Annotated in this window: 28 protein-coding genes; 15 read left to right on the top strand and 13 right to left on the bottom strand. The window is 69.8% G+C overall.

Annotated elements, in window-relative coordinates; all coding sequences use genetic code 11:
• Window positions 1-148: 148 nt before the first annotated feature.
• Entirely contained in the window at window positions 149-1,987 is a 1,839-nt protein-coding gene (locus tag F784_RS0113225; RefSeq protein WP_019587204.1) for an acyl-CoA dehydrogenase C-terminal domain-containing protein, read from the top strand.
• A gap of 48 nt (window positions 1,988-2,035) precedes the next feature.
• Here the strand turns inward: F784_RS0113225 and F784_RS24640 are convergent, their stop codons facing one another.
• Window positions 2,036-2,446: a DoxX family protein gene (locus F784_RS24640; RefSeq protein WP_019587203.1), complete on the bottom strand. Its 411-nt coding sequence runs from the start codon at window positions 2,444-2,446 to the stop codon at window positions 2,036-2,038.
• Between the two features lie 69 nt (window positions 2,447-2,515).
• Here F784_RS24640 and F784_RS24635 point away from each other — a divergent pair, with 69 nt between their 5' ends.
• The 4 genes from F784_RS24635 to F784_RS0113200 all read left to right on the top strand — a co-directional run bounded on the left by F784_RS24635 (window position 2,516) and on the right by F784_RS0113200 (window position 4,711).
• Window positions 2,516-3,124, top strand: a complete 609-nt coding sequence (locus F784_RS24635; RefSeq protein WP_019587202.1) for a TetR/AcrR family transcriptional regulator — start codon at window positions 2,516-2,518, stop codon at window positions 3,122-3,124.
• 248 nt (window positions 3,125-3,372) lie between these two features.
• Complete coding sequence (locus tag F784_RS0113210) at window positions 3,373-3,756, top strand: ArsR/SmtB family transcription factor (RefSeq protein ID WP_019587201.1); 384 nt, start codon at window positions 3,373-3,375, stop codon at window positions 3,754-3,756.
• Window positions 3,707-4,192 carry an SRPBCC family protein gene (locus tag F784_RS0113205; RefSeq protein WP_019587200.1) on the top strand — a complete coding sequence of 162 codons (486 nt, stop codon included), beginning with the start codon at window positions 3,707-3,709 and terminating at the stop codon, window positions 4,190-4,192. Before F784_RS0113210 ends, F784_RS0113205 begins: the two co-directional genes overlap by 50 nt.
• Before the next feature lie 87 nt (window positions 4,193-4,279).
• Window positions 4,280-4,711 (top strand): hypothetical protein, encoded by a 432-nt coding sequence (locus F784_RS0113200; protein WP_019587199.1) that lies wholly within the window; start codon window positions 4,280-4,282, stop codon window positions 4,709-4,711.
• A 43-nt stretch (window positions 4,712-4,754) separates the two neighbouring features.
• On the opposite strand, the gene F784_RS0113195 is transcribed toward F784_RS0113200, so the two are convergent.
• Entirely contained in the window at window positions 4,755-5,081 is a 327-nt protein-coding gene (locus F784_RS0113195) for a hypothetical protein (protein ID WP_019587198.1), read from the bottom strand.
• Window positions 5,078-5,701: a TetR/AcrR family transcriptional regulator gene (locus F784_RS0113190; protein WP_019587197.1), complete on the bottom strand. Its 624-nt coding sequence runs from the start codon at window positions 5,699-5,701 to the stop codon at window positions 5,078-5,080. Before F784_RS0113190 ends, F784_RS0113195 begins: the two co-directional genes overlap by 4 nt.
• Window positions 5,702-5,802: 101 nt before the next feature.
• On the opposite strand from F784_RS0113190, the gene F784_RS0113185 reads away from it, so the two are divergent.
• Together F784_RS0113185 and F784_RS0113180 are read left to right on the top strand one after the other, a co-directional pair.
• Window positions 5,803-6,888 carry a pyridoxal phosphate-dependent aminotransferase gene (locus F784_RS0113185; protein ID WP_019587196.1) on the top strand — a complete coding sequence of 362 codons (1,086 nt, stop codon included), beginning with the start codon at window positions 5,803-5,805 and terminating at the stop codon, window positions 6,886-6,888.
• A 57-nt stretch (window positions 6,889-6,945) separates the two neighbouring features.
• Window positions 6,946-7,248: a YkgJ family cysteine cluster protein gene (locus F784_RS0113180; protein ID WP_019587195.1), complete on the top strand. Its 303-nt coding sequence runs from the start codon at window positions 6,946-6,948 to the stop codon at window positions 7,246-7,248.
• On the opposite strand, the gene chrA is transcribed toward F784_RS0113180, so the two are convergent.
• Complete coding sequence (chrA, locus tag F784_RS0113175) at window positions 7,245-8,405, bottom strand: chromate efflux transporter (protein ID WP_019587194.1); 1,161 nt, start codon at window positions 8,403-8,405, stop codon at window positions 7,245-7,247. The genes F784_RS0113180 and chrA overlap by 4 nt on opposite strands.
• Before the next feature lie 96 nt (window positions 8,406-8,501).
• Window positions 8,502-9,602 carry an acyl-ACP desaturase gene (locus F784_RS0113170; RefSeq protein ID WP_019587193.1) on the bottom strand — a complete coding sequence of 367 codons (1,101 nt, stop codon included), beginning with the start codon at window positions 9,600-9,602 and terminating at the stop codon, window positions 8,502-8,504.
• A gap of 172 nt (window positions 9,603-9,774) precedes the next feature.
• Here F784_RS0113170 and F784_RS0113165 point away from each other — a divergent pair, with 172 nt between their 5' ends.
• From F784_RS0113165 to F784_RS0113145, 5 genes are all read left to right on the top strand, one after another.
• Window positions 9,775-10,230 (top strand): redoxin domain-containing protein, encoded by a 456-nt coding sequence (locus F784_RS0113165; RefSeq protein WP_019587192.1) that lies wholly within the window; start codon window positions 9,775-9,777, stop codon window positions 10,228-10,230.
• A gap of 61 nt (window positions 10,231-10,291) precedes the next feature.
• Window positions 10,292-11,212 carry a phosphotransferase family protein gene (locus tag F784_RS0113160; RefSeq protein ID WP_019587191.1) on the top strand — a complete coding sequence of 307 codons (921 nt, stop codon included), beginning with the start codon at window positions 10,292-10,294 and terminating at the stop codon, window positions 11,210-11,212.
• A 67-nt stretch (window positions 11,213-11,279) separates the two neighbouring features.
• Window positions 11,280-13,073 carry an ABC transporter ATP-binding protein gene (locus F784_RS0113155; RefSeq protein WP_019587190.1) on the top strand — a complete coding sequence of 598 codons (1,794 nt, stop codon included), beginning with the start codon at window positions 11,280-11,282 and terminating at the stop codon, window positions 13,071-13,073.
• Between the two features lie 91 nt (window positions 13,074-13,164).
• Complete coding sequence (locus F784_RS0113150) at window positions 13,165-14,970, top strand: ABC transporter ATP-binding protein (RefSeq protein WP_019587189.1); 1,806 nt, start codon at window positions 13,165-13,167, stop codon at window positions 14,968-14,970.
• Between the two features lie 46 nt (window positions 14,971-15,016).
• The gene (locus F784_RS0113145; RefSeq protein WP_019587188.1) at window positions 15,017-16,012 is read left to right on the top strand and encodes a phosphotransferase family protein; all 996 of its coding nucleotides are present in this window, start codon (window positions 15,017-15,019) and stop codon (window positions 16,010-16,012) included.
• A 21-nt stretch (window positions 16,013-16,033) separates the two neighbouring features.
• On the opposite strand, the gene phoU is transcribed toward F784_RS0113145, so the two are convergent.
• Entirely contained in the window at window positions 16,034-16,678 is a 645-nt protein-coding gene (gene phoU / locus F784_RS0113140; RefSeq protein ID WP_019587187.1) for a phosphate signaling complex protein PhoU, read from the bottom strand.
• 210 nt (window positions 16,679-16,888) lie between these two features.
• Here phoU and F784_RS0113135 point away from each other — a divergent pair, with 210 nt between their 5' ends.
• Both F784_RS0113135 and F784_RS0113130 read left to right on the top strand, forming a co-directional pair.
• On the top strand, window positions 16,889-17,806 hold the full coding sequence (locus tag F784_RS0113135; protein ID WP_019587186.1) for a PRC and DUF2382 domain-containing protein: 918 nt from the start codon (window positions 16,889-16,891) through the stop codon (window positions 17,804-17,806).
• A 29-nt stretch (window positions 17,807-17,835) separates the two neighbouring features.
• Window positions 17,836-18,147: a WGxxGxxG family protein gene (locus F784_RS0113130; RefSeq protein WP_019587185.1), complete on the top strand. Its 312-nt coding sequence runs from the start codon at window positions 17,836-17,838 to the stop codon at window positions 18,145-18,147.
• A gap of 180 nt (window positions 18,148-18,327) precedes the next feature.
• Here F784_RS0113130 and F784_RS0113125 read toward each other — a convergent pair whose 3' ends face one another.
• From F784_RS0113125 to cdaA, 7 genes are all read right to left on the bottom strand, one after another.
• Window positions 18,328-19,308, bottom strand: a complete 981-nt coding sequence (locus tag F784_RS0113125) for a sensor histidine kinase (protein WP_019587184.1) — start codon at window positions 19,306-19,308, stop codon at window positions 18,328-18,330.
• Window positions 19,308-19,997, bottom strand: coding sequence for a winged helix-turn-helix domain-containing protein (locus F784_RS0113120; protein ID WP_026332462.1), 690 nt, complete (start codon window positions 19,995-19,997; stop codon window positions 19,308-19,310). Before F784_RS0113120 ends, F784_RS0113125 begins: the two co-directional genes overlap by 1 nt.
• A gap of 59 nt (window positions 19,998-20,056) precedes the next feature.
• A complete protein-coding gene (rsfS, locus tag F784_RS0113115) occupies window positions 20,057-20,461 on the bottom strand; it encodes a ribosome silencing factor (protein ID WP_019587182.1) in 405 nt (134 codons plus the stop codon).
• Window positions 20,458-21,780 carry an LCP family protein gene (locus F784_RS0113110; RefSeq protein ID WP_019587181.1) on the bottom strand — a complete coding sequence of 441 codons (1,323 nt, stop codon included), beginning with the start codon at window positions 21,778-21,780 and terminating at the stop codon, window positions 20,458-20,460. The genes rsfS and F784_RS0113110 overlap by 4 nt, the downstream gene beginning before the upstream one ends.
• Window positions 21,777-22,418 carry a bis(5'-nucleosyl)-tetraphosphatase (symmetrical) YqeK gene (yqeK, locus tag F784_RS23140; RefSeq protein ID WP_019587180.1) on the bottom strand — a complete coding sequence of 214 codons (642 nt, stop codon included), beginning with the start codon at window positions 22,416-22,418 and terminating at the stop codon, window positions 21,777-21,779. The genes F784_RS0113110 and yqeK overlap by 4 nt, the downstream gene beginning before the upstream one ends.
• A 130-nt stretch (window positions 22,419-22,548) precedes the next feature.
• Window positions 22,549-23,535: a CdaR family protein gene (locus tag F784_RS23135; RefSeq protein WP_019587179.1), complete on the bottom strand. Its 987-nt coding sequence runs from the start codon at window positions 23,533-23,535 to the stop codon at window positions 22,549-22,551.
• Window positions 23,532-24,362 carry a diadenylate cyclase CdaA gene (gene cdaA, locus F784_RS0113095; RefSeq protein ID WP_019587178.1) on the bottom strand — a complete coding sequence of 277 codons (831 nt, stop codon included), beginning with the start codon at window positions 24,360-24,362 and terminating at the stop codon, window positions 23,532-23,534. The genes F784_RS23135 and cdaA overlap by 4 nt, the downstream gene beginning before the upstream one ends.
• A gap of 154 nt (window positions 24,363-24,516) precedes the next feature.
• Here cdaA and F784_RS0113090 point away from each other — a divergent pair, with 154 nt between their 5' ends.
• On the top strand, window positions 24,517-25,197 hold the full coding sequence (locus F784_RS0113090) for a metal-dependent hydrolase (RefSeq protein ID WP_019587177.1): 681 nt from the start codon (window positions 24,517-24,519) through the stop codon (window positions 25,195-25,197).
• Window positions 25,198-25,288 lie beyond the last annotated feature (91 nt).

The following is a 25,288-nucleotide window of genomic DNA, read 5'->3' as shown; positions in this document are numbered from 1 at the left end:
GTTCCCGGTCAGAATAGCCGATGAGCTGTGAGGGAGCGGAACGTGTGACGCAGAACACGTGACTTTAGGTCGGTTAACGTTTTAGACTGAGTACAAGAGAAAAGTGAGAGGTGCCCTTCTGCGGGGTGCCCCCAGGAGGAGACCAGATATGCCCCAGTACAAAGCCCCCCTGCGCGACATCAAGTTCCTGATGCACGAGCTGCTGGACGCCCCCCGGGTGCTCGGCGGCCTGCCCTTCTACGCCGAGAACGAGACGGCCGACGCCGATCTCATCGCCCAGGTGCTCGAGGAGGGCGCCCGCTTCGTCGAGACCGAACTCGTGCCCCTGAACCGAGTGGGCGACGAGGAAGGCTGCATTCGGCACGAGGACGGCAGCGTCACCACCCCCACCGGCTTCAAGGCGGCCTACAAGAAGTACCGCGAGGCGGGCTGGACCGCGCTCGACGCCGACCCCACCTACGGCGGCCAGGGCCTACCGCACCTCGTCTCCAACGTGATGGTCGAGATGATCAACTCGGCGAACGTCGCCTGGTCGATGTACCCCGGCCTCTCGCACGGGGCCTACTCGGCCCTGCACGCAGTCGGCAGCGAGGAGCTGAAGAACCTCTACCTGCCGAGGCTCGTCTCGGGCGAGTGGACGGGCACGATGTGCCTCACCGAGCCGCACGCGGGCACGGACCTCGGCATCATCCGCACGAAGGCGACGGACAACGGCGACGGCTCCTACGCCATCACCGGCACGAAGATCTTCATCAGCGCGGGCGAGCACGACATGGCCGAGAACATCGTCCACCTCGTCCTGGCGCGGCTGGAGGGCAGCCCGCAGGGCACCAAGGGCATCTCGCTCTTCCTGGTGCCCAAGTTCCTGCCGAACGCGGACGGCACGCCAGGTGAGCGCAACGGTGTGGTGTGCGGCTCTATCGAACACAAGATGGGCATCCACGGCAACGCGACGGCCCTGCTGAACTTCGACGGCGCCAAGGGGTTCCTCGTCGGCGAGATCAACAAGGGCATGAACCACATGTTCATCATGATGAACGCCGCCCGCCTGGGCACCGGCCTCCAGGGCCTCGCGCTCGGTGAGGTGGCGTACCAGAACGCCCTCGCCTACGCCAAGGACCGCGTGCAGATGCGCCACGAGCCCCGGGTGAAGCCGCAGGACGTGGCCGACCCCATCATCGTCCACCCGGACGTGCGGCGCATGCTGCTCACGGGCAAGGCGTACACCGAGGCGGGCCGCGCGCTGGCGATGTGGCTGGCGCTGAGCATCGACATCGAGCACCACCACCCCGACGAGGCGAAGCGCAAGGAGGCCGCCGACCTCGTGGCGCTCCTCACGCCCGTCGCCAAGGCGTTCATGACGGACAACGGCTTCAACGTGGCGGTGCAGAGCCAGCAGGTGTTCGGCGGCCACGGCTACATCCGCGAGTGGGGCATGGAGCAGTTCGTGCGCGACGCCCGCATCGCCCAGATCTACGAGGGCACAAACGGCATCCAGTCGCTCGACCTGCTGGGCCGCAAGGTGCTCATGGACGGCGGCAAGAAGCTCCAGAAGCTCGCTTCTGTGCTCCAGGAGTTCGTCGAGGAGAACGCCGAGGACGAGGCCCTCGCCCCCTACCTCGACACGCTGGGCAAGGCGGCGAACCAGCTCGGCACGCTGACGATGGTGATCGGCCAGAAGGCGATGCAGGGGCCGGAAGGAGCGGACGAGGTGAACGCCGCCGCTGTGGACTACCTGCGCTACTTCGGCCACGTCGTGTACGGCTACCTGTGGGCCCGTATGGCGAAGATCGCGCAGGAGAAGATCGACGCCGGGCAGGACCGCGACGGCTTCTACCTCGCCAAGCTGCAGACCGCCCGCTTCTACTTCACCAAGCTCTTCCCCGAGACGAAGACCCTCGCCGCGACCATCAAGGCCGGAAACGAGCCCCTCGCTGTGGACGACCGCGCGGTGTTCGGCTTCGAGTCGGCGCTCGTCGGGGCGTAAGCCCAGCCAGCTTCCGGCGCTCTCACCTGCGGGTGGGGGCGCCTCCTTTTATTTCCCCAGCAGTTCCCCACCCCGCACGACCACCACGGTGAGTGAGGCGATCAGCAACACGACGTTCGTGGTGCGGTTCCTCGCCTCCCGCCGGGCGACCTCGGGGCTGGGGGCACGCCGCATCAGCCCGGTGTGGACGCCAAAGGCCAGGACCATGATGACCGCGAAGCCCAGCGCGGCGAGGGGCGTGAGCCACCGCCCTGTCCCCGTCCACCACGGCAGGGTGAGGCCCAGGGCACCCAGCAGCTCGCTGATGCCGATCAAGCGGATGGTGGGCAGTTCCAGGTCGGTCATACCGGACTGCCCGGTCCGAAGTAGGCGGGCCTTGGACATCAGGCTCTTCGCCAACCCGGAGAGCAGCATCACCAGCGCCAAAGCGATCTGAACCGCTGACACAACCACGAGCATGACCTCCCGGGAGCGAGAGCGCGAACCTACTGTACAGTAGGTTACTGGAGGGTAGTTTAGCATGACGGGGTGGGTGACAAGCGCAGACTGAAGCGGAATGAGCGGCGCTCCCTGATCCTCCGAAGTGCCGCCGACCTCTTCGCGGAAGCGGGTTACCGCGGCGTCAGTCTGGACGAGATCGCGGCGCGGGCGGGCGTCACGAAGCCCGTGTTGTACGACCACTTTTCCTCCAAGGAGAACCTCTTCGCGGAGGTGATGGGGGTGATCCGGGCCGACCTGCTGGAGGTGGGGCGGCAGGCCCTGGTCCCGGAGGGCGACGTGGAGGAGCGAATGCGCGCGGCCCTGCGGGCCTTTTTCACCTACGCCGGGGGCCACCCGCAGGCGATGCGTGTCCTGCTGGTGACCCCGCGCGGGGAGCCCGCCCTGGAGGCCCTGGCCGCCTCCATTCAGGAGGAGGTGACGGCCGCCCTGCTGGCCCTGCTCCTCCCCCTACTGCCGGAGGCGCCGGACGCGGCAGAGTTGCGGTGGCGGCGCCTCCAGGTCGAGTTCGTCAAGCAGGGCATCCACGGGCTGGCCGAATGGTGGCCCTCGCAGGCCGGGCTGAGCGGGGAAGAGCTGACCGAGGCCGTTCTGCGCGTGATCGGGCCGGGTCTGATCGGGGCGCCGAAGTCCTCCTAGACGGCGTGAGCCGGGGCCGGGAGCCTCACCGCGGCGTGTGGATGTGGGGGGGTGGGCGTGTTCCCACAGGTCCAGCTCCGTGACCGGGGGCGTCCCCCCTCCTGGCGAGCTTTCGAAACGAGCGGGGAGATCATCCACAGCAAGGACAGGCCGTTTCTCCTGTTCCGCCTGGAAGAGGAGCAGTGCTACGATCCCCGACAAGAGGACAACCCTCTCGATCTATTCCAATATAGGTATATAATAACCGTATGGCGCGGGCGGCGACGACCACGGATGCGTTCAACGCGGTGGCGGAACCACGGCGGCGGGAGATTCTGGACCTTCTCGCCGTGGGGGAGCGCAGCGTGAACGATCTGGCGCGGCTGCTCGGTCTGGCGCAGCCCCAGGTGTCCAAGCACCTGCGGGTGCTGCGCGAAGTCGGCGCGGTGGCCGTGCGGGAGGGCGGGCGGCAGCGGCTCTACCGCCTCAACGGCCAGGCGCTCAGGCCCATCCACGACTGGGTGAGCAAGTACGAGCGCACGTGGTCCGCGCGGTTCGAGCGGCTGGACAGCGTGCTGGAAGAACTCCAGCAGGAGGAACGAGATGGTGGTACAGGTGAGCAAGGCCGCGACCGTGACCCTTCCCAGCGATGAGCAGATTTTGATCACCCGCGAGTTCGCCGCGCCCAGGCACCTGGTGTACGGCGCCTTCACCACCCCCGACCTCGTCAAACGTTGGTGGGGCGCTGGCCTGGGTGAGGTGACGGTGGCCGAGATCGACCTGCGGGTGGGCGGCGCCTGGCGCTACGTGATGGTCCCCGACGGCGGCCCCGAGGTCGGCTTCCACGGCGAATACCGCGAGATCGTGCCGAACGAGCGAATCGTCTTTACCGAGGTCTACGAAGGTATACCGGACGGAGAGGCCCTGAACACCGCCACCTTGACCAAGAAGAATGGCCGCACGACCCTCGCGATCCTGGTGCAGCACCGGAGCAAGGCGGACCGCGACGCCCACCTGAACTCCGGGATGGAGACGGGGATGCAAAGGGCGCTGGACCTGCTGGAGCAGGTGGCCGCGTCGCTGGGCTGAACAAGGCGTGTGGGCAGAGGCGGCGTAACGGGGGATGTGCCCGCCGGGTGGCTCAAATTCCACTCCTTTCAACAGAGGAGGAACAGCATGTCGGCCCAACCGCCGAAACTAAACCCCGACCTCAGGAGCCTCGACCGGCTGGTCGGCACCTGGCAGGTCTTCGGGGACGCGACGGGCGAGGTCCGCTACGAGTGGCTGGAAGGCGGCTTCTTCCTGATGCAGCACTTCGACCTCCTGCATGACGGGAGGCCCATCCGGGGAATCGAGATCATCGGGCATCTGCACCCTTTCGGGGGCGAGCCGTCCGCGGACATCCACACGCGCGTCTACGACTTCACCAATGGGATGACGCTCGATTACGTTTACGAGCTGGAGGGCGACACGTTCACCATCTGGGCTGGAATGAGGGACTCCCCGAGCTTCTACCGGGGAACGTTCAGCGAGGATGGCCGGACGGTGACGGGCGGCTGGCAGTGGCCCGGCGGTGGGTACATGGCCGACATGACGAGACGGGACTGAGCGGAAGGGGGACGAGGACCCACCGAGGCGTGCGCGCGGGACCTCAGCTCCCGTCCGGTTCGCCTTCCATCGCCGCCTCCACGTCGCCCTCCGCCCCCGCCTCCACCACGGTCAGCGAGCGCAGCGTGGCCCCCTGGTGCCAGCCGTACTGCGGGTCCTTCAGCCCCAGCGCCTGCGCGATGGCACGGGCGGTGCCCTGGTCGGGTTCACCGTCCAGGCAAAACAGCAGGAACTTGCGCCCGCCGGGGCCGATGCGGATGAACAGGTTCTCGCCGAGTTCGAGCTGCTGGGTGCGGTCCAACTTCGCGGCCCGGCCCTGCGCGTACCGCAGCGCGTCGCGGATGCGGACGGTGACGGTGGGGTGGCTCATGGCGCGCGCAGCCCGCCCAGCAGCATGTCGGCGTACCGCTCGGCCACGTCGCGCGGGGTGAGGGCTCCCCCCGGGCGATACCAGGTGTACGTCCAGTTCACGGCGGACAGGATCAGGTTGGCGGTCATCTTTACGTCCAGGTCGGGGCGAAACACCCCCTCGCGCATCCCCTCGGCCACGAGGTCGCGGTAGAAGGCGTCGATGGTGTCACGCCAGCTCGTCACGTGGGCATAGGCGGCGGGCGAAAGGTGTTTCCACTCGTGGAAGAACACAGTCGCGCTCTCCATGTTGTCGGCCACCACCCGGATGTGGCGCTCCATCGCCTCGCGCAGCTTCTGGTCGGCGGGCAGCGCCTCGCCCCGCAGCGGGAGGAGGGCGGCGTCAAATTGCCGCGCCGCCCGCTGCACGATCTCCACGAGCAGGTCCTCCTTGCCGCTGATATGCGCGTACAGGCTCCCCCCCTGCATGCCGAGTTGCCCGGCGAGGTCACGCATGCTGGTCGCGTGATAACCGCGCTCGGAGAACAGGCGGCCCGCGACCTCTTGAATCTGCTCGCGCCGATTCCGGGTGGGGGAGTCGGCGGAAGACGTTTCGGGGGGGATGGCAGGGCGGTCCGTCATGGCAGGCTGTGAGGGCAGGCTAGCACGGGCACAAGCGAACGCCCGTTTGGTATGCGTGGACAGCCCACCCCCGGCCCGCGACGGGTGGTAGAACGGGCGGCATGACCTCCCAGCCTCCTGTGCCGGTCCCGGCCGAGCCCGCGGGGGTGCGCCCCGCCGTGCGCTCGGTGCCCGCGTACCCCTTCACCCCCATCGACGTACCCATCAAGCTCGACCAGAATGAGAGCGCCTACGACTTCCCGGCGGACCTCAAGGCGCTGGCAACCGAGCGGATGCTGGCTCGCCCGTGGAACCGCTACCCCGACCTGCACGCCGACACATTAAAAGAGCGCGTCGCCGCCTTTGAGGGCTGGGACCCGGCGGGAGTGGTCCTGACGCCGGGCAGCAACGTCCTGATCAAGCTTCTCACCGAGCTGGCGGGGATCGGGCAGACGGTGCTGACGGTCAGCCCCACCTTCAGCGTGTACACCCTGGAGGCGCAGCTTCTGGGCGCCCGGCTGGTGCAGGTGCCGCTGAACCCCGACTTCTCGCTGCCCGTGGAGGCCCTGAAGGCGGCCCTGCGCGGGAACCCGCCCGGCGTGCTCTACGTGACCCAGCCCCACGCCCCGACCGGCTTCGTGGACACGGAAACTGCGGTGCACGAGGTCGTGGAGGCCGCCGAGGGCTGGGTCGTCGTCCTCGACGAGGCGTACCACCAGTTCAGCGGCACCGACTACCGGGACCTCGTGCGGGCGGGCGAGAACCGCCTCAGCCTCCGGACCTTCAGCAAGGCGTGGGGGCTGGCGGGCGTGCGCCTGGGCTACGCGCTGGGCACCCCCACCCTCGCCACCCAACTTCAGAAGCTCGTCCCCGCCTTCAACGTCGGCACACTCGCGCAGACGGCGCTGGAGGTGGCGCTGGAGAACCCCGGCTACGTGGCCGAGCGGGCAGCCGAGGTCGTGCGTGAGCGCGAGCGGGTCACCCGCGCCCTCTCGGATCACCCCGTCTGGACGGCTCTCCCCAGCCAGGCCAACTTCTACCTGCTCCGCACCCCGAACGCCGAGGCCGCCTACCGCCACCTGCTGAACCGCGGCATCGTGGTGCGCCGCCAGGATCGTCTGCCCATGCTGGAGGGCTGCCTGCGCGTCGCGGTGGGCACTCCCGCCGAGAACGACGCATTGATTGCCGCGGCCCGCGAGTTCAGGTAGGGAGCCGCATCACATCGGGTGCCAGGTAGAGGCGATAGCGTCTTCTCGACTCAGCCTATGGACCCCTTCGTCGCGCCCCCCGACTTCCCGCCCCGCTCCCCGCTCGTGCGCCGCTGCACGGCGTGCGGGGCGTGCTGCTCGGCCCCTGACATCCACGCGTTGGGGAAGCCGCTGGGGGTGCCCTGCGTCCATCTGGAAAGGGACTGCCGGTGCGCCGTCTACGCCGCCCGGCCCGCCGTCTGCCGCAACTATCAGCCCGATTGGGTCTGCGGCGAGGTCGCGCCCCTGCCCACCCTGGAGGCGCGCGTCCGGCGGTTTCTCCAGATCTACGGGCTGGAGAAGGAGGCGGGCGGGACCTAGAGCAGCACCCACCCCGCCACCGCACATGCCCCCACGACGGCCCAAGCGGGAGTTCGCCCAGCCGTCAGTGCCCCGAAGGCCAGAAACGCCAGCGCCGCCTCCCGCGGGCCGCGGATGCCCGAGGTGAAGACCGGGTCGTACAGCGCGGCGAGAAGTAGTCCCACCACCCCTGCGTTCACCCCCGCCAGCGCCGAACGGGCAGCGGGCTGGCCCGAGAGCGCCGTCCAGAAGGGCAGCGCCCCGGCCATCAACAGGGCGCCGGGGAGAAAGACGCCGAGCGTGGCGATCAGGGCGCCCTGCCACGCGGGGATCGCCCCCTGCGCCGCCCCCAGGTAGGTGGCGAAGGTGAAGAGCGGCCCCGGCACCGCGTTCGCCGCCCCATACCCCGCGACGAACGTCTCGTGCGGCAGGAACCGGGGGACAAATCCCGTCTCCAGCAGGGGCAGGACCACGTGGCCGCCGCCGAACACCAGTGCCCCGGCCCGGAAGGTGGCGTCCGCGAGCGCCCACCCCGCTCCCAGGGGCGCGAGGAGGGGAAGGAGCAGGAGGCCCACCCCGCAGGCGAGCAGCAGGGCCAGCCCCACCGGCCGCGAGACGGGCACGCGCGGCAGATGGCCTTCGCCGGTTGTTCCGGGGGGAAGAAATCGCCAGCCGACCAGCGCGCAGATCAGCAGCGCTCCCACCTGTGTCCCGGTCCCCGGCAGCAGCAGGAGGGCCGCCGTCATCCCCAGCGCCAGCCCCGCCCGGAGCCGATCCGTCACCAGGCTGCCCCACATCCCCGCCACCGCCTGCGCGACAACGGCCACGGCGGCGACCTTCAGCCCGGCGAGCCACCCGGCCTCCGCCACACTTCCCAGCCGAGTCAGGCCCAGTGCGAAGGCGAACATGAGGAGGGCGCTGGGCAGGGTGAAGGCCGTCCACGCCGCCAGCAAGCCAGGCCACCCCGCCCGCAGCAACCCCAGCGTCATGCCCACCTGACTGCTCGCCGGACCCGGCAGGAACTGGGCGAGCGCCACCACGTCCGCGTAGCCCGCCTCGCTCAGCCAGCCCCGCCGCGCCACGACTTCCGACCGGAAATACCCCAGATGCGCGACCGGACCGCCGAAACTCGTCAGACCAAGGCGCAGGAAGACGAGAAAGACTTCGAGGGCGGGCATCGGGAGTCAGCTTACGGGGCGAGCGTGCCTGGCAGGTCAGGCTTCAAAGCGAGAGGCTCCCGCCGGAGCAGGAGCCTCGCTGTTTTGATGGGTGACTCAATCGTCCGCTGCCTGTCCCGCCTCCGCCTTCTTGGGCACCTCGGGGTTCTCGACAAATTCGGTGGGGTCGAGCTTGTCGAAGCCGATGCCCTTCTCGTACTCCTGGATCTTGACGTGCAGCCTCCGCACGTCGCCCTCGACCTGGCCGTAGTCGAACGTTTCGAAGATGGCGGTCGTCTTGAAGTTGCCGCCGTCGAAGTCGGGCACCTCGCGGGTCTTGCGAATCCCCTCCTCCAGCGCCTTGCGGCTCTCGATGCCCAGGTTGCGGAAGGCGACCTGCATCACGTCGCGCGAGAAGTCGCGGGGACCGTAGATGCCCGCGCGGTACACCGTCTCGTAGAACTCCTGCCAGTCGGGCACGAGCTGTGCTGCGGGCATGGAGAACCCCCCGATCACGTTCTTGATCGCGTCGAGCGTGCGCTCGGGGTAGTAGTAGAGGTACATCCGCAGACCCTCGAGGAAGAAGTTGTAGTGCGCCGCCTCGTCCACCGCGATGGTCTGCGCGACCTTGGCGAGGACGGGGTCGGTCACGCCCCTGAGGTGCGGCTTCTCGCTCTTGCCCTGGGCGATCTTCATCATGTTCAGGTAGTTGAGCTGGGTGGCCCGCTCCTGGAACACGGTGTACGCGAGGTTGTGGATCGCGTCGGGGAAGGGGAGTTCCCAGGTCTGGGACTTCAGGCGGTGCTTGTACTCCTCGATCCACTCGGGGCTGCGCTGCTCGCTGAACAGCACGGCGTTCTCCCAGGCGTCGGCGTGCTTCTCCTCCTCGCTGCCCCAGCGCAGCTGGAAGTGGCTGCGGCCGTGCGAACGCCGCACCACGTGGATAAGCTGGCTGGTGAAGTCGGGCGCGTACTGCTCGACCGCGAAAAAGCCCTGAATCACCGTGATGATCTCGGGCGGCAGGTCCTTGTTCATGTGCCGCCAGTCGAAGGACCGGTCGGGGTTCCAGTTGCGGGTCTCCTGGCTGCGCGCGGTGTACCAGCGGTACAGGCCCAGGAAGCCCCGTTCGATCAGGCGGTCTTTTTCACGGTTGCTCAGCAGCCCGGCGGGCGTGCGCGGGCGCTCGTTCAGCATGTTCGGGGGGAGAATCTCGGCCATGTCGGTCTCCTTGCCGTCCGGAGGTGCAGGGGGGTGGACGGTACCCATCCAGGCTAGTCCCTCCTTCCTCAGATACCGATGAATTGGGACGCGGTGTAAAGCGGGAAACATTCACACTCGGGCGGTGAGACAGGACCGAATTTCTCCGTTCCCACTCGCTACACTCAGCCCCATGAGCCTGCTCGGTCAGCCCGCGCCCGATTTCACGCTGTCCTCCTCGACGGGGGAGACGGTGACCCTCAGCAGCTACCAGGGGCACAACCACGTAGTGCTGGTCTTCTACCCCCTCGACTTCAGCCCGGTCTGCTCCATGCAACTCCCCGAGTATTCGGGGCGGCAGGACGACTTCGCCGAGGCGGGCGCCGTGGTCCTGGGCGTGAACCGCGATAGCGTCCATACCCACCGGGCCTGGGCCGCCGAGTACGGCATCGAGGTGCCCCTCCTCGCCGACATGAACCTGAACGTGGCCCGGCAATACGGGGTCGCCATCGACGAGCGCGCCGTGACCGGCCGGGCCGTCTTCGTGATCGACAAGGCGGGCGTGGTGCGGTTCGAGCACGTGGAGGCCAAGACGAGCGACTACACGGTGCGCCCCGAGGTGGTGCTGGCGAAGCTGGCGGAGCTGTAGGGCGCCCCGGGTCCGCCACTCGGCAGATGTGGTGTGTGCTTGAGCGGCCCAGCCTGACGGGATGCTTCTCCCCGAGCCCCTCACCTACGACGCCTTCCTGACCCTCCACGCCCAGCCCCTCGCGCCCTGGCGGGCGGCGCTGGAGGCGGTGCGGGAGCGGCACGCCCTGCCTGGGGGCGACTTCACCCGCTTCCGGCTGGGCAAGAACGCCGTCTTTGCCGTCGGGGAGGCGGTGGTCAAGCTCGTTCCCCCCTTCTGGGCCGGGGACGCACGGCGGGAGGCGGCGGCACTCCGCGCGGTGAGGGGCCGCCTCCCCCTGGCGACTCCCGAGCTTCTGGCTGGGGGCGCGCTGGGAAAGTGGGCATATCTCGTTACCCGGCGCCTCCCCGGAAGACCTCTGCGGGAGGTCTGGGGAGAGCTCTCGGAGCCCGAGCAAGTCCGGCTGGCCGTTCGGCAGGCGGAACTGCTGCGCGCCGTACAGGCCCTGCCGCTGCCTGCCGACCTGCCCTTCGACTGGCCGGGGCTGTTGCTGCGCCAGGGGCTCGAACTGCCCCGTGAACTCCGCGCCCCACCCGTCCTCGCCCGGGGCGCCGAGGCATTCCTGCTGGACGTCGTATGGAACGGCCCCGGCTTCGCAAGGGCCCCCGTCTTCCTGCACGGCGACCTGAACTTCCTGAACCTGCTTTTGGAGGAGCAGGGCGGGTGGGTCACCCTGACCGGGCTGATCGACTGGAGCGACGCGCGGGGTGGGCCCCCGGCCCACGACCTGATCTCGCCCGCCGTGAATCAGTTTCGCCGCTGGCCCGCCGCCCGGCGTGCCTGGGCTGCCGCGCTCCACCTCTCCCCGGAAGACGTGCGCGAGGCGACCGCTCGCGCCCTGCTGTACTACCCGGACGAGTGGGAGGGCATTCTGAGTGACCTCGGCGTGCCCGGGGCCCGGACCTGGGAGGAGGTCGGCGCGGCTCTCTTGGGGATGTCTTAAGGCCTCTCCCCGGAACTGCGCCACTCGGCGGATGTGTCCCCGCCGCCCGGCACCCTAGCCTGGAACAATGCCCGACGCGCCGTCTTCCCCCTCTTCCTCACCGCCGCGTGCCGGTTCGCTGGGGGTCCTGAGAACCTACCTCGGCCCCCTGAAATGGCAGGTCATCGCCCTCGCCACGCTGCTGCTCACGGGCACCGGGCTGAACCTGCTGCTGCCGCAACTGCTGCGCCGCTTCGTGGACAACGCCAAGCTGGGGGGTGGCGCGGACGTGGGGCTGCTCGCGCGGCTGGCGGGGCTGTACATCGCGCTCGCGGTGGGGGTGCAACTGCTCACTGCCGGGGCCACCTACGTGGGCGCGCGGGTGGGCTGGACGGCCACCAACCGGCTGCGCGCGGACCTGATGCGGCACATGCTCTCGCTCGACATGCGCGAGCACAAGGAACGCACGCCCGGCGAGATGATCGAGCGCATCGACGGCGACGTGACGGCCCTGAGCAACTTCTTCTCGCAGTTCGCGGTGCGGGTCTTCGGGGCGGCGCTGCTGCTCACCGGCGCGGTGGTGATGTTCTACCTGACGGACTGGCGGGTGGGGGTGGGGATCACCCTCTTCGTGGCCGTGACCCTGATCGCCATGAACCGGGTGCGGAAAACCGGCGTGGAGCCCACCCGCCTGGAACGCGAGAGCAGCGCGCAGCTCTTCGGCTACGTCGAGGAACGGCTCTCGGGCCTGGACGACGTGCGCTCGCTGGGGGCTGGGGACCACCACCTGCGCGGCTTCCTGCGGGTGCAGCGCGAGTTTTTCCGGCGCAGCACCTTCTCCTGGCGGCGGCGGGCGGTCGTGTGGCAGCTCAGCATGATCCTGTTCGCGGCCGGGTACATCGGCATCCTGGGCGCGGCGGTCGGCCTGTATGCGGCGGGCGTCATCACGCTGGGCACTGCCTTCCTGCTGTACCAGTACATGAGCATGGTCGAGGAACCCATCGACCAACTGACCCAGCAGCTTCAGGACCTCCAGAAGGCGGGGGCCGGTCTGGCCCGGGTCGGTGAACTGCTCGCCCTGCGTTCGGACCTCGCCGAGGGTGCGCGCGACCTACCGGACGGTCCCCTCGACCTGCGCTTCGAGCACGTGGGCTTCAGCTACGCGCCCGAGGACCCGACCGTGCGCCCCGTGCTGCACGACATCTCCTTCCACCTCCCCGCCGGGCAGACGGTCGGCCTGCTGGGCCGGACGGGGAGCGGCAAGACCACCCTCACCCGCCTGGTGTCGAGGCTGTACGACCCGACCGAGGGCAGCGTGAAACTGGGCGGGGTGGATACCCGCGACGTGCGGCTCCGCAGCCTCCGCACCCAAGTGGCAGTCGTCACGCAGGACGTGCAGCTCTTCCAGGCCAGCGTGCGCGACAACCTCTCCTTCTTCGACGACTCGGTCCCCGACGCCGAGGTCGAGGCCGCGCTCCGCGAGGTCGGCTTGGGGCGCTGGCTGGCCCGGCTGGAGGACGGGGTGCGGACGCCCCTGCCCACCGGCAGCCTCAGCGCGGGGCAGGCGCAGCTCCTCGCCTTCGCCCGCGTGCTGCTGCGCGACCCTGCCGTGATCATCCTCGACGAACCCAGCAGCCGCCTCGACCCCGCCACCGAGACGCAGCTCACTCAGGCGATGACGCGCCTGCTCGCCGGACGCACCGCCATCGTGATCGCCCACCGCCTGGAGACCGTGGCCCGCGCCGACCGCATCCTCGTCCTGGGCGACGGCCGGGTGCTGGAGGACGGCCCCCGCGCCGCCCTCGCTCACGACGGGCAGAGCCACTACGCGGCGCTGCTGCGGGCGGGGACGGAGGCGCTGGAGGAAGGGGTGCTGGCGTGAGGAGGGCGGGCGCCCTTCCCCTGTCCCCCGGGAGCTTTCCCCCCACCTTCTCTCCTCCATCAGCCACCTCCACCTTCCAGCGGAGCCTTCCATGACTACCTCGCCCACCCCCACCCATGACCGCACCTTCGCCCTCTCCAGGCGGCTCTTCGTGTACCGGCCGGGACTCTTCGCCTTCAACCTGCTCATGTGGGGGATGGTCCACGCCGCGCCCGCGCTGCTCACCCTGGCCATCAGCGGGGTGTTCCGGCACCTGGAGGAGGCGGACCCGCTCCGGGCGGCGGGCGCGCCCATAGACCCGCTGATTGCCGCCGCCTGGGTGTCGGTGGGATGGTTCGCCTTCGTGCGGGTGAGCCGTTTCGGCATCTTCTACGGGGCGTTCGTGGCGTGGATCGAGCTGTGGTACACGCTGGACGCCCTGGTGCGGCGCAACCTGCTGGGCTACCTGCTCACCGCCCGGGGCTCGCGCCGCCTCCCCGACACCTCCGCCGAGGCGGTCAGCCGCTTCCGCGACGATGTGGACGACGTGGCCGCCTACACCGAGGTCTGGGTGGACGGCTGGGGTTTGGTCGCCTACTGCCTCATCGCCATCACGCTCATGGCGCGGGTGGACCCGGTCATCACGCTGCTCGTCTGCACGCCGCTCCTGCTGATGATCGTGTTCGTGCAGCGCCTCTCGCCCAAGATTCGCGCCTACCGCCGCCGGATGCGCGAGGCGACCGCCCGCGTCACCGACTTTATCGGTGAGACCTTCGGGGCCGTCAGCGCCGTCAAGCTCGCCGCGCGGGAGGACCAGATGGTCGCCCGCATGGCCGCCCTCGGCGAGGTGCGCCGCCGCTCGGCCCTGCGCGACGTGCTGCTCACCGAGCTGATCCGCGGCGTGAACACCAACATGGTGAACGTGGCCGTGGGGCTGGTGCTGCTGCTGGGCGCGAACAAGGTGCGGGGCGGAGGCCTCGACGTGGCCGACTTCGTGCTGTTCATCGGCCTGCTCCCGCGCCTGACCGGCTCGATGGGCTTTTTTGGCGATGCGATTGCCCGCCACCGCCGCACCGGGGTGAGCTATGACCGCATGGAACGGCTGCTCCAGGACGCGCCGCCCGGAACCGTGGTCGCCCACCACCCCGTCCACCTGTACGACGAGCCGCCCGTCATGGCGACTGCGCCTGAAGCCCGCCCTCTGAAGGAACTGCGGGTGGAGGGCCTGACTGCCCATCACCCCAGTGGGGCAGGAATGACCGATGTCACCTTCAGCCTGCGCCGGGGCGAGTTTGTCGTCGTCACTGGGCGCATCGGCAGCGGCAAGACGACCCTGCTGCGTGCCCTGCTGGGCCTGATGCCGCGTGACTCCGGCCGCATCTTCTGGAACGGCGAGGAGGTCGCCGACCCGGCCACCTTCCTCGTCCCGCCCCGCAGCGCGTACACCGCCCAGATTCCCAGCCTCTTCTCCGACGCCCTGCGCGAGAACGTGCTGAGTGGCAGCGACCCGGAGCGCCTGGACCGCGCGGTGCGCCTCGCCGTGCTGGAGCCGGACCTCGCGCAGCTCCCGGCCGGGCTTGACACCCAGGTCGGCGCGCGCGGCGTCAAGCTCTCCGGCGGGCAGGTGCAGCGCACCGCCGTCGCCCGGATGCTCGCCCGCGACGCCGACCTCCTCGTGTTCGACGATGTGTCCAGTGCCCTCGACGCCCGCACGGAGGCCCTGCTGTGGGACGGCCTCTTCCGCGAGACGGACGCCACCTGCCTCGTCGTCTCGCACCGCCGCGCGGCGCTGACCCGCGCCGACCGCATCCTGCTGCTGGAGCACGGGCACCTGACCGACTCGGGCACGCTCGCCGAACTGCTGGACCGCAGCGCGGAGATGCGGGCGTTGTGGGCGGAGGATCTGGGGGAGCTGTGACCACGTTCCCCGGCTTGACGGTCCAGTCAGGGGAGGGAATCCATGGATGGTCCTCGCGGCGATCCCCGGCGTCCGACATGCCCGTTCTGCCCAGGTGGTGGAGGCTTCCCTGAACCTGCCCGAGTTCCCGGCGTTCACCCCGGAGCGGCTGGAGGCGTTGCTGGCCCGTCACGGGCTGGCTGGGTACGCCCTCGTCCGTTTGTCGAATGTGGGTATCTTCAACGCCATTTTTGCCGTTGGCGACTCGCTCATCCTGCGCGTTCCCCGCCAGCATCCGGCGTTCGTCGAGGCGGCGTTGAAGGAGGCTCGTGCCGTCAACATCGTTCGTGCGTTGGGGGTGCGAACGCCCGCCCTGGTCGCCTTCGACGATGCCCTGGACGTACTCCCCGTTCCCTACGGTCTGTACGAGCGTGTTCCCGGCCAGCCGCTCGAACAGCTCCGTCTCTCTCCTCTCGAAACCCCGGAAGCCTACCGCGAGGTGGGCCGGGACCTGGCCCGTCTCCATTCTGTGGTGGGACGAACGGGACCTCTCGCCCAGTTAACGCCCGAAGAACTGCCGCCGCCCGACGCCTGGCCGGACGAACTCGCCGGGCAGGGCTACGTCGGCACGTCGGAGGCCCGTTGGCTTTCCTCCTGGATCAATCACCTGAAGCAGCGAGGAGCAGACGCCACGCCCGACCTGGTGTTTCGTCACGGCGACCTCCAGGCCACGAACATCATGGTGGATCCGTCCGGAGCCTACGTCGCGCTGCTCGACTGGGGAGCGTGTGGCTGGGGCGACGCGGCGCACGACTTCGCGGGCGTTCCCCTGCGGGCGGCGCCCCTCATGCTTCAGGGCTACCGCGCGGAGCGGGACGTCCCTGACGACGGCTCGTTCGAGGCCCGGGTGGTCTTTCGGCAGTTGCAGATCGCGCTGTTTCTGCTGCGGCGTTCCCCGCAACCGGATAAATCCTGGGCGGAACGCCCGCTCGGGATGATGCTCGATCTCCTGCAAAGCCTGGCAACGAGCCCCGACGAGCGCTGGCGTTCGGCGCTTCTATAGGAGGCCGTCTTCTCCCATCCCCTACGCCTCCCGCTGCCCCGTCACCCAGTAGCGCACCCGCTCGGCCACGTTCTCCATGTGGTCGCCGATGCGCTCCAGGCTGCGGCCCACCCGCATCAGCATCAGGGACTTGCTGATGTTGCGGGGGTCTTCGAGCATGTAAGTGACGAGTTCGCGCTGAATCTGCTCGTACAGCTCGTCGACCTCGTCGTCCATCCCGATGGTGGCCTCGGCGCGGGTCACGTCGCGGTCGGCAATGGCGGTGCGGAGGTTCTGGCTCATCTCGCCCAGGCGCTCCAGCATCCGCCCCAGGTTCACGTAGCGCTTGAGGGCAGGCTGCTGGGCAAGTTCGGCGCCGTCCTGGGCGACATGGACGGTGTAGTCCCCCATCCGCTCGATGTCGGACAGGCTCTTGAGAATCAGGGCGACCAGCCGCAGGTCCCGCGCCACGGGCTGGTGCAGGGCGATGATCCGCAGGCACTCGGCCTCGATCTGCGCCTCCTGGGCGTCCACCTCGCGGTCGATGGCCTGCACCTCGCCTAGCCGCTCGGTGTGACCGTGCAGCAGCACCTCCCCGGCGAGGGGCAGCATCCGCTCGACCGTGCCGAGCATGTTCAGGGCGCCGTTCAGGACGGTCCGCAGGTCGGTTTCGAGGGCTTCACGCATGGGGGCTCCTGTCAGGAACGTATCACCCCTGGGGGGGCGCCGGGTCATGGGGAGGTCATGGACCCGTCCGCGCCAGCCTATTAACCCGGCTTTGAAGAACACTTCAAGCAACGTTAGGGTTACATCGGCTTTTTAGTCTTCTCAGACAAAGACGGGCCGCAATGCAGACAATAGCCCCGAACACGAATCCAGTTCAGAGGGAGCAAAGGTATGCCACATCTGCACAGACTGTCCGACATTTCCAGCAGGCACAGCGAGGACTTTCAGGACACGGGGATGTACAACCCGATTGGCGCGGCGGCCTACATCGGCGGCGGTCAGCGCATCGGCAGTGTACGGGACGTGCTGGTGGACGACGACTACGGAAAGATCCGCTATCTCCTCGTGGACGACGAAGGGGGTAGCCTGGAGGGCGCCCGGATCGTCCCCATCGGGCTCGCGCGCATCGAGGACGACGGCGTCTATTTCGACGGTCTCACGTCGGCCCAGCTCGACTCGCTGCACCGCTACTCCTCCGACGAGGAGTACACCTTCGACGTCCAGAGCAGCGACGAGCGGGTGCTGCGCGGCGATACCAGCACGACGACCTCGACCACCCAGACCTACAGCGACACCTCTACCTCGGCGGCGGGGGCGGGCATGAGCGCCGCCGGAACGGGAGCCGCCCGCTCCTACAACTACCGCGACGAGGACACCTCGGACCAGATGTTCAAGACGCCGGGCCGCCTCCAGCTTCTGGAGGAGCGCCTGAGCGTGAACAAGGAGCGTTACCTCGCCGGGCAGGTCGAGATCGGCAAGCACGTCGAGACCCGCCAGGAGACGGTGAATGTGCCCCTCCAGCGCGAGGAGGTCGTCATCGAGCGCCACGCCGTGACGGAGGCCCGCCCGGTTCAGGGCGACGTGTTCACGAACAGCGCCAATGAGACCGTCCGCGTGGAACTGGAGGCCGAGCGGGCAAACGTCCAGAAGCAGGCGGTCGTGACCGAGGAGGTCGAGGTCTCCAAGCGCACCGTGACCGAGCAGCAGACGGTGACCGATACCGTGGGCCGCGAGGTGCTCGACGTCAACGAGACCGGGGACGTCCGGGTCATCGGTGACGACGACGACCGCCGCAACAACCGGAGCTGAGCCCCCTTTTCTATCCAGCAGGAGGACCCATGACCCCTAATCTCAAGAAAATCCTCGTCGCCCTGGTTCTGGTCGCGGCCCCGGTGACGGCCAGCGCCCAGACGACCGATACCACCTCGACGGACACCACCGCGACGGATACGACGGGCACTGTGCAGAACGACACCGTCACCACCACCTCTGAAAGTGACGGCGTTGCCGGGAATGAGCAGCAGGGCAGCCGCTTCCCCTGGGGGCTGCTGGGCCTGATCGGTCTGGCCGGTCTGGCCGGGCGCGGCCGCACCGAGGAGCGCACCGAGGTCAAGCTGGGCGGGCCGACCGAAGGGCCACGCCGGAGCTGAGTCGCCATTCAAAAGGGGGAGGAGGCCGAACACGCCTCCTCCCTCCTGTTTTGCCGGTCTGCCCGAACCTCGCCCTCTGGTGGGGCGCCAAAGGGTTGTCAGGCTGAGCACCAGCGAAGCAACCCAGGGCTTCGGGACCCAACGCTGGCGCCCAGGGTGATAAGGTTTCCGGCCCCGGCTCTAGCCGATGCCCACGCCGCCCGGCAAGGTGAAGCAGAAGGCGTTGCGCTCGCCCCGCCGCTCGGTCCAGGCCTGGCCGCCCCAGCCCTGCACGATGCTGCGGACGATGTACAGGCCCATGCCGCTGCCCTGACCGGTCGCGTGCGGTCCCCGGGTGTGGGCGCGGAAGAGGCCCTCGGTGCCCTCCAGCGGCGCCCCGTGGTCGAGCACGGCGACCTCCACCCAACTGCCGCGCGGGGCGGTGGCGACCTCGACAGCCCCCCCGGGCGGGCCGTACTTCAGGGCGTTCTCGATCAGGTTGAGCAGGACCTGCAGCAGCTTGTCGGGGTCGGCGCGCACGAGGTGGTCGGCCCCGAAGGTCAGGGCCGTTCCCCGCGCGGTCAGCTCCGGGGCCAGCAGCCGCTCGGCCCGGGTGAAGGCCTCGGCCAGAGGCAGGGTGCGGGCGCGGGTGGGCCGAAAACCCACGGCCAGGTCCTCCACCAGCCGGGCGAGGCGCTCGACCTCCTGAAGGCCCTGACGCACGAAGCTCTGGGCGAGGTCAGGCGGCATGTCGTATTCCAGCGCCTCCAGCACCCCGCGCAGCCCCGTGACGGGCGTGCGGAACTCGTGCGAGAGGACGGCGGTCGCCTCACGCAACTCGGCCTCGCGGCGGTGATGCGCGGTGATGTCTTCCACGATCAGGGCACCGGGCTGCCCCGGCACAGCCCGGGTGGCCGTGCAGCGCAGGGTGCGCCCGCCTGCCTCCAGTTCCAGCTCGCCGCCGCGCTCGGCGAGGGCTTCCAGGGTGTGCCTGCGGACGATCTCCAGCAGGGGCCGCCCGGCCGCCCGTTCCTGCGGCACGCCCCACAGCCGGGTGGCGGCGGCGTTCACCCGGGTCACGGTCAGGGCGCCCAGCTCGGCCTCGAAGAGCAGCACGGCCTGCGGCAGGGCGTCCATCCAGGCGTCGGGCCGGGTGGCGGGAGCGGGCGGGGCACCCTCCATCAGCCCTCCTCGGCCCAGGGGCGCATGCGGTAGCCCTTGCCGCGCACAGTCTCCAGAAAGCGGGGCCGCGCCGGATCGTCCCCCAGGTGCGCCCGCAGTTGGGTGATGTGTTGGTCCACGGTGCGCTCGCCGCCCAAGAAGTCGGCGCCCCACACCCGGTCGAGCAGTTCGCCCCGCGAGTACACCCGCCCCGCGTTCCTTGTCAGGAAGGCGAGCAGGTCGAACTCGCGCCGGGTGAGGCTCAGCCGCGCGCCGGACAGCCGGGCGTCCGCCGCCGCGAGGTCCATGCCCAGCGGCCCGTTGTTGAGCTGCTGCGGCGCGTCGGGCAGCGAGCGGCGCAGCAGGGCGCGCACCCGGGCGACGAGTTCGGCCGCGCTGAAGGGCTTGGTGAGGTAGTCGTCCGCGCCGCTCTCCAGGCCCTCCACCCGCTCGGCCTCGGCGGCGCGGGCGGTGAGCATCAGCACGGGCAGGCGGCGCAGCTCGGGGTCACCGCGCAGCCGCCGCAGGAAGCCCAGCCCGCTCTCGCCGGGCAGCATCCAGTCGAGCACCAGGGCGTCTGCCGTGCCCAAGGTGCCCTGCGCCGCGCCCGTGGTCTCAAAGGCGCTGACCCGCAGCCCGGCCCGTTCCAGGTGGAAGCGCACCACCTCCCGCACCGTGCCCTCGTCCTCGATCACGACCACATGGCTCATCAGTTCCATTGTCCGCCGCGAGGTCAGGCGAATGTCAGGAGGGGGTCAGAGGCTCGACCCTACGCCGAGGGCTGGCCGCTCTCCGGCCGGTTGGGCGTCTGCTCGGGGAAGTCGAGGGTGCGGGCGTCGCTCCACAGCCCCTCCAGGTCGTAATACTCGCGGGCTTCTTTCGTCATGATGTGGACCACGATGCTCCCGCCGAAGGCGAGCAGCAGCCAGCGCTCGCTGGGGCCTTCGACGGTGGGGCGGGGCAGGCCCGCCTCCTGCGCCTTCTCGCGGATGTTCTCCTGCACGGCGTTGAGCTGAAGCCCGGCGGTGGCGGTGCAGATCACGAAATATTCCAGGGTGGAGGACACGTCGGTCAGGTCCAGGACGACCACGTCCTCGGCGCGGCGCTCGCGGGCGGCGTCCACGATGGCGCGCAGTTGACGGTGCAGGGAATCGGTGGGGGTGTATGGGGTCATTCGTTCTCCGGTCGGGTGAGGGGGGCTTGGGCGGCGGGACCCCCGTTCAGGGCGCCCAGCGCGGCGAGGCTCTGGCGAGCGTCCTTGCCCAGCAGAATACCGACCTCGCCCGCCTCCACCGGGAAACGCTCACCTTGCAGCCGGGGAAGGCCCAGCGTGTCGGCGAGCGTGTTCGCTGGCCCCACGTCCTGCCCGGTGAACACCTGGCTGGCCTCGCCGCTGGCGGGAGCCTCCTGCACGCTCACGCGGGCGTAGCCCAGGGTCCGCAGGGCGCGGGCGAGCGCCGGGCCGAGTCCCGCGCCGCTGGCATCCATGATACGCACGCTCACCCTCGGCAGGTCGGTGTTCGCCGTCTCCGCCTGGCCCCCCGTGCCCCACACCCGCGCGAGCGCCTCCCGGTCCACCGCGAGGTTGAAGGTCCCCGGGATGGTCTGGGTCGGCAGGGTGGCGAAGGTCAGCTTGAGCTGCGGCAGGAACGGCACCAGTGAGGGGAGGAGGTTGGGGTCCACGTTCGTCTCCACCCCATGCCCGACGCCGCCCAGGATGGTGGGGAGGGCGCTCAGCCCCTGGGGGGACTTGAGCCGCGCGGCGAGCTGGGTCAGCGCCTGTTTCTGGTGGTCGATGCGCCCGTAGTCGTCCCCGAAGCCCTTGCGAACGCGCAGGAACAGCACCGCCTGCTCGCCGTTCAGGTGGTGGTTGCCCTCTGCCAGGTTCAGGTTCACGCCCGCCGCCTGGTCCACCCACTCGATGCCGCCCTTGGGGACCGTCACGTCCAGCCCGCCCAGCGCGCCGATCACCCGCGCCACGTAGTCCGTCCGCACGATCACGTAGGCGTCCACCCGCTCGCCCGTGATCGTCTCCACCGCCTGCGTCAGCGCGTGGGGGCCGCCTGCCCAGTAGCGGCTGTTCACCTTCTGCTCGGCCCGGTCGCGGTTCGGGTCGAAGGGGCCGACGTTCGTGTCGCGCGGAATGCTCAGGACGTTCACGTGGGTGCCGTCCACCTTCACCAGCATCAGGGTGTCGGTGTTCGGCGTCTGGAGCAGGCCCGTGCGCTGGTCCTGGTCCTTGCAGGGGGTGCGGTAGTAGCAGTACACGATGTCCCGGCCCGCCAGCAGCACCGTGAAGTGCGGGGGGGCGCCGGGGGTGGTGGCCCCCGCGACGGCCCCCCCAGGCGCCTTGAACACCGCCAGCCCGCCCAGGGTCAGGGCCGCCAGGCTCAGCCCGAAGGCCTGGACCGCCCGAAGCCGCGACCGGGAGCGCGGATTGGCGAAGGAGAAGTTGAATTCGGGGATGGAGGGCTGGGGGGAGGAGCCGGTCATGTGGGCGGGTGGGAACCGGGTGCGGAGGGCGCGCCGCCCGGCAGTACGGCGGCAGACGTTCCCCCGATGCACGGCAGTGCCTGGTAGGCACGCAGGGTGCGCGGATGCACCTGGATACCGCGCCCCTGGAGGTAGGTCACCTTGGAAATGATGGCCCGGCTCAACGCTGCGTCCAGATCATGCAGGGCGAGTTCGCGGATGTCGTCGTTCACGCCGCGCCCGGGCTCCGACACGTCGGCCACATACACGCAGGCGGCGACCCCGTTGTTCCCGCGCGGCCCGGTCGTGTGGTCCTCAACCGCCTCCAGCACCACCGGGTCGCGGTAGCCCCAGCGTTCCAGCAGGGTGCGGGCGGCGCGGCCATGCAGGGCCAGGGGGTGGGCGCTGTCGATGGCGCACTCCGGGGGCGCCAGGCGCAGCAGCTCCGCGTCTGGCAGGTCCCGGGCGATGTCGTGCAGGATGCCCGCCGCATAGGCCCGCCCCTCGTCCAGGCCGTTGGCGCAGGCGATGCGGCAGGCGAGTTCCGCCACCCTCAGGACATGCTCGAAGCGGCGCGGGCGCACCATCAGCCGCACGCGCTCGTCCCAGCCCGCCAGTTCAGCCAGCGGGTGCCTCGGGTCCAGCAGTTCGGCGATCATATGGCTACGTGGTTCACTCGCCACACCATGCACAGAGTATACGCCCGCCGGGCACTCAGATTCTGAGGTGCGTCCTGGTAGCGCTTCCAGAATGGGGCTGTACTCCAGGGGTCGGGGTCGCCCCATCGGATTACGGGGATCTGGGGGCGGGCTTTCCCCCCGTTGCCCCCGCCCCGCGGCGCTCCACGGTCAGGCGGACGCTCACGGGCTCCAGGGCCTGCGCGCCCGCAGGCAGACGCAGGGTCACCGGGGCCGTGTACGTGCCCTCGCGGTAGGTGACGGTGCCCTGCACCTCGCGCAGCCGGGCGAGGAGTTCGGGGGCGGCGACCAGGCGCACGCTGCCCGGCTGCACGCTCGCCGAAGTGACCTGCAGCCCGGCAGGCGGGTCGTTCAGGATCACCCGGACGGCCTTGACCGGCAGTTCCCCGCTGTCCAGACGACCCACCGTGACGGTGTCGGGCCGGGTGGTCACCCCCTCCACCGTCTGGCCTTCGGCATCCAGCGCGATCAGGCTGGTCTCCTGCTCCTCGCCGGGACCCAGGTTGACCGGGCTGTTCACCAACCGCTCGACGGTCGTCACCACCTGACCGGGTCCGCTGACCGTCGCCGTGGCTGGGGTGACCGCGTAGCGGGGCAGGCTGTTTTCCGGCGGCGTCGCCACGCTGAGGGTGACCGGCAGGGTGCGGGTGAGCTGGGTGTCGAGAAACCCCTGCACCCGCTCGGGCGTTTCCCGAATCAGTGTGGTGCCGCTGGGGGGCTGCACCCGCACCGGGCGGTTGAAGCTGCCCTCCGGCACATCGGTCACGTCCACGATGGCCTCGATGTTCTCGCCCCGCAGCTCGCGCAGCCGCTCGGGGCGCCCGCTCAGGAACACCCGGATGGTACTCGGCGACAGGCCGCTGACCACCCGGGTGCCCGTGCCGCGCTCGCCGGTCGTGTCGCTCACCGTGACCGGCACGTCGTACCCCTGCTCGACGTTCGCCCGGCGGTCGGCTGTCGCCACCAGCCAGAGCGTGACCGCCACCGCCAGGGACAGCAGCTTGGCGGGAAGGTTGTGCAGCACCCGCCGCCAGGCGTAACGCGGGTCGATCCAGCGCCCGAGCTGCCCGCCCCTCACGCGCCCCCCCGCTCGCGCTGGGCACCCGGCCCCGCCTCGGCCGCGGGAGAAGGGGGAGGAGCGATCTCCCCGTTCAGGTCGGCCCGGTCGTACACCAGGGCGCGGAGCTGCTCGCGGAGTTCCGAGCCGTTCAGGTCCGGCCCCAGCCGCCCCGCGAGCGCGATCCGCATGCTGCCCCGCTCCTCGCTGACTACCAGCACCACCGCGTCCGTCAGCTCAGAGAGGCCGATGGCCGCCCGGTGCCGGGTGCCGTAGCGGCGGTAGGTGCCGTCACTCGACTGCAGGGGAAAGAGGCACCCCGCCGCGACCACCCGCGACCCCTGGAGGATCACACCGCCGTCATGAAGGGGCGCGTTGCGGGCGAACAGCGCCTCCAGGAAGGGCACGCTCACCACGGCGTCGAGCGCCACCCCCGTCGCCGCGTACTCGCCCAGCGGGGTGCGGCGCTCAATGGCGATCAAGGCCCCGGTCTTGCGTTCGGCGAGGCGCTCCATCGCCCGGGCGAGGTCCTGGAGGGCCGCGCCGCTCGCCCCCAGGTCGCGCCCGCGGGGACGCCCCACCCGCTCCAGCGCCGCGCGCAACTCGGGCTGGAACAGCACCACGAGCGCGAAAAGGCCCACTGTTCCAGCCCGGCCCAGCAGATAGCTCAGGGTGGTCAGGCCCAGCAGTTGCGCGGCCACCCACACTCCGGCGAACACCAGGATGCCGCGCAGCACGTTCACCGCCCGGGTGCCCACCACCAGCAGGTAGCCCTGGTAGATCAGGAACGCGACAAGCAGCACGTCCAGCACGTCCCGTGGACTGACGTCACCGGGAAACAGGGACATGCGCGGCGCTCCTTCCCGCCGCGGGACAACCGTGCGGCACCCGCCCACTATACGGGCCCGAACCTGACGGACCTCTCACGGTGGCGGTGAGAAACCTCAGAGCGTGAGAGAACGGTCAGGGCGGCCCCCCGTCCCTCGTGCCTACACTGACCCCATGCAGATTCGTTTCCTGGGGCAGAGCGCCTTCTTGCTGGAGAGTGGTGATCACCGCGTCCTGATCGACCCCTTCATTGAGGGGAACCCGAAGTCGCCGGTGACGCTGGCCGAGGCACTCGGCTGGAACGTCAGCGCGGTGCTGATCAGCCACGCGCACGGCGACCACTGGGGGAACGCGCTGGACTTCGGGCGGGCCGGAGTGCCGGTCATCGGCACCGCCGAGATCGGGGGGTACGCGCACAGCAACGGCGCCCACAACGCTATCGGTGCAAACATCGGCGGCAGGGTGCGTCAGGAGTGGGGCAGCGTCACCTTTACCCCCGCCTGGCACTCGTCCTCCTTCCCGGACGGCACCTACGGCGGAATGCCCACCGGGCTCGTGATCGAGATGGGCGGCGTGCGGGTCTACCACGCAGGCGATACGAACCTGTTCGGCGACATGCGGCTGATCGGCGACCGGGTGCTGGACGTGGCACTGCTGCCTATCGGGGACCACTACACGATGGGGCCGGAGGAGGCGGCCCGCGCGTTGGAACTGCTGCGGCCCCGCGTGGCCATTCCCATGCACTACGGCACGTTCCCGCCGCTGGTCGGCGATCCGCAGGTCTTTGCGCGGGAGGGGCAGGCGCGGGGGGTGGAGGTTCGGGTGCTGGAGCCGGGGGAGACGACGGAGGTGTGAGGGACTTGCCCAGTCGCAGGGGTGGCCCACCCCCTGCCCCCCTACTCAGAGGGCAGGGGGGCGCTCGGCAAAGGGCTCGTCCATCTCGCCT

This window comes from Deinococcus apachensis DSM 19763 (assembly GCF_000381345.1).
GTDB lineage: Bacteria > Deinococcota > Deinococci > Deinococcales > Deinococcaceae > Deinococcus > Deinococcus apachensis.
This window is presented reverse-complemented; position numbering and strand designations above follow the sequence as displayed.

Coding starts and splice junctions, on each gene's coding strand:
- F784_RS0113225 (WP_019587204.1), top strand. CDS start 149: ATGCCCCAGTACAAAGCCCCCCTGCGCGACATCAAGTTCCTGATGCAC.
- F784_RS24640 (WP_019587203.1), bottom strand. CDS start 2,446: ATGCTCGTGGTTGTGTCAGCGGTTCAGATCGCTTTGGCGCTGGTGATG.
- F784_RS0113210 (WP_019587201.1), top strand. CDS start 3,373: ATGGCGCGGGCGGCGACGACCACGGATGCGTTCAACGCGGTGGCGGAA.
- F784_RS0113205 (WP_019587200.1), top strand. CDS start 3,707: ATGGTGGTACAGGTGAGCAAGGCCGCGACCGTGACCCTTCCCAGCGAT.
- F784_RS0113200 (WP_019587199.1), top strand. CDS start 4,280: ATGTCGGCCCAACCGCCGAAACTAAACCCCGACCTCAGGAGCCTCGAC.
- F784_RS0113195 (WP_019587198.1), bottom strand. CDS start 5,081: ATGAGCCACCCCACCGTCACCGTCCGCATCCGCGACGCGCTGCGGTAC.
- F784_RS0113190 (WP_019587197.1), bottom strand. CDS start 5,701: ATGACGGACCGCCCTGCCATCCCCCCCGAAACGTCTTCCGCCGACTCC.
- F784_RS0113185 (WP_019587196.1), top strand. CDS start 5,803: ATGACCTCCCAGCCTCCTGTGCCGGTCCCGGCCGAGCCCGCGGGGGTG.
- F784_RS0113180 (WP_019587195.1), top strand. CDS start 6,946: ATGGACCCCTTCGTCGCGCCCCCCGACTTCCCGCCCCGCTCCCCGCTC.
- chrA (WP_019587194.1), bottom strand. CDS start 8,405: ATGCCCGCCCTCGAAGTCTTTCTCGTCTTCCTGCGCCTTGGTCTGACG.
- F784_RS0113170 (WP_019587193.1), bottom strand. CDS start 9,602: ATGGCCGAGATTCTCCCCCCGAACATGCTGAACGAGCGCCCGCGCACG.
- F784_RS0113165 (WP_019587192.1), top strand. CDS start 9,775: ATGAGCCTGCTCGGTCAGCCCGCGCCCGATTTCACGCTGTCCTCCTCG.
- F784_RS0113160 (WP_019587191.1), top strand. CDS start 10,292: ATGCTTCTCCCCGAGCCCCTCACCTACGACGCCTTCCTGACCCTCCAC.
- F784_RS0113155 (WP_019587190.1), top strand. CDS start 11,280: ATGCCCGACGCGCCGTCTTCCCCCTCTTCCTCACCGCCGCGTGCCGGT.
- F784_RS0113150 (WP_019587189.1), top strand. CDS start 13,165: ATGACTACCTCGCCCACCCCCACCCATGACCGCACCTTCGCCCTCTCC.
- F784_RS0113145 (WP_019587188.1), top strand. CDS start 15,017: ATGGTCCTCGCGGCGATCCCCGGCGTCCGACATGCCCGTTCTGCCCAG.
- phoU (WP_019587187.1), bottom strand. CDS start 16,678: ATGCGTGAAGCCCTCGAAACCGACCTGCGGACCGTCCTGAACGGCGCC.
- F784_RS0113135 (WP_019587186.1), top strand. CDS start 16,889: ATGCCACATCTGCACAGACTGTCCGACATTTCCAGCAGGCACAGCGAG.
- F784_RS0113130 (WP_019587185.1), top strand. CDS start 17,836: ATGACCCCTAATCTCAAGAAAATCCTCGTCGCCCTGGTTCTGGTCGCG.
- F784_RS0113125 (WP_019587184.1), bottom strand. CDS start 19,308: ATGGAGGGTGCCCCGCCCGCTCCCGCCACCCGGCCCGACGCCTGGATG.
- F784_RS0113120 (WP_026332462.1), bottom strand. CDS start 19,997: ATGAGCCATGTGGTCGTGATCGAGGACGAGGGCACGGTGCGGGAGGTG.
- rsfS (WP_019587182.1), bottom strand. CDS start 20,461: ATGACCCCATACACCCCCACCGATTCCCTGCACCGTCAACTGCGCGCC.
- F784_RS0113110 (WP_019587181.1), bottom strand. CDS start 21,780: ATGACCGGCTCCTCCCCCCAGCCCTCCATCCCCGAATTCAACTTCTCC.
- yqeK (WP_019587180.1), bottom strand. CDS start 22,418: ATGATCGCCGAACTGCTGGACCCGAGGCACCCGCTGGCTGAACTGGCG.
- cdaA (WP_019587178.1), bottom strand. CDS start 24,362: ATGTCCCTGTTTCCCGGTGACGTCAGTCCACGGGACGTGCTGGACGTG.
- F784_RS0113090 (WP_019587177.1), top strand. CDS start 24,517: ATGCAGATTCGTTTCCTGGGGCAGAGCGCCTTCTTGCTGGAGAGTGGT.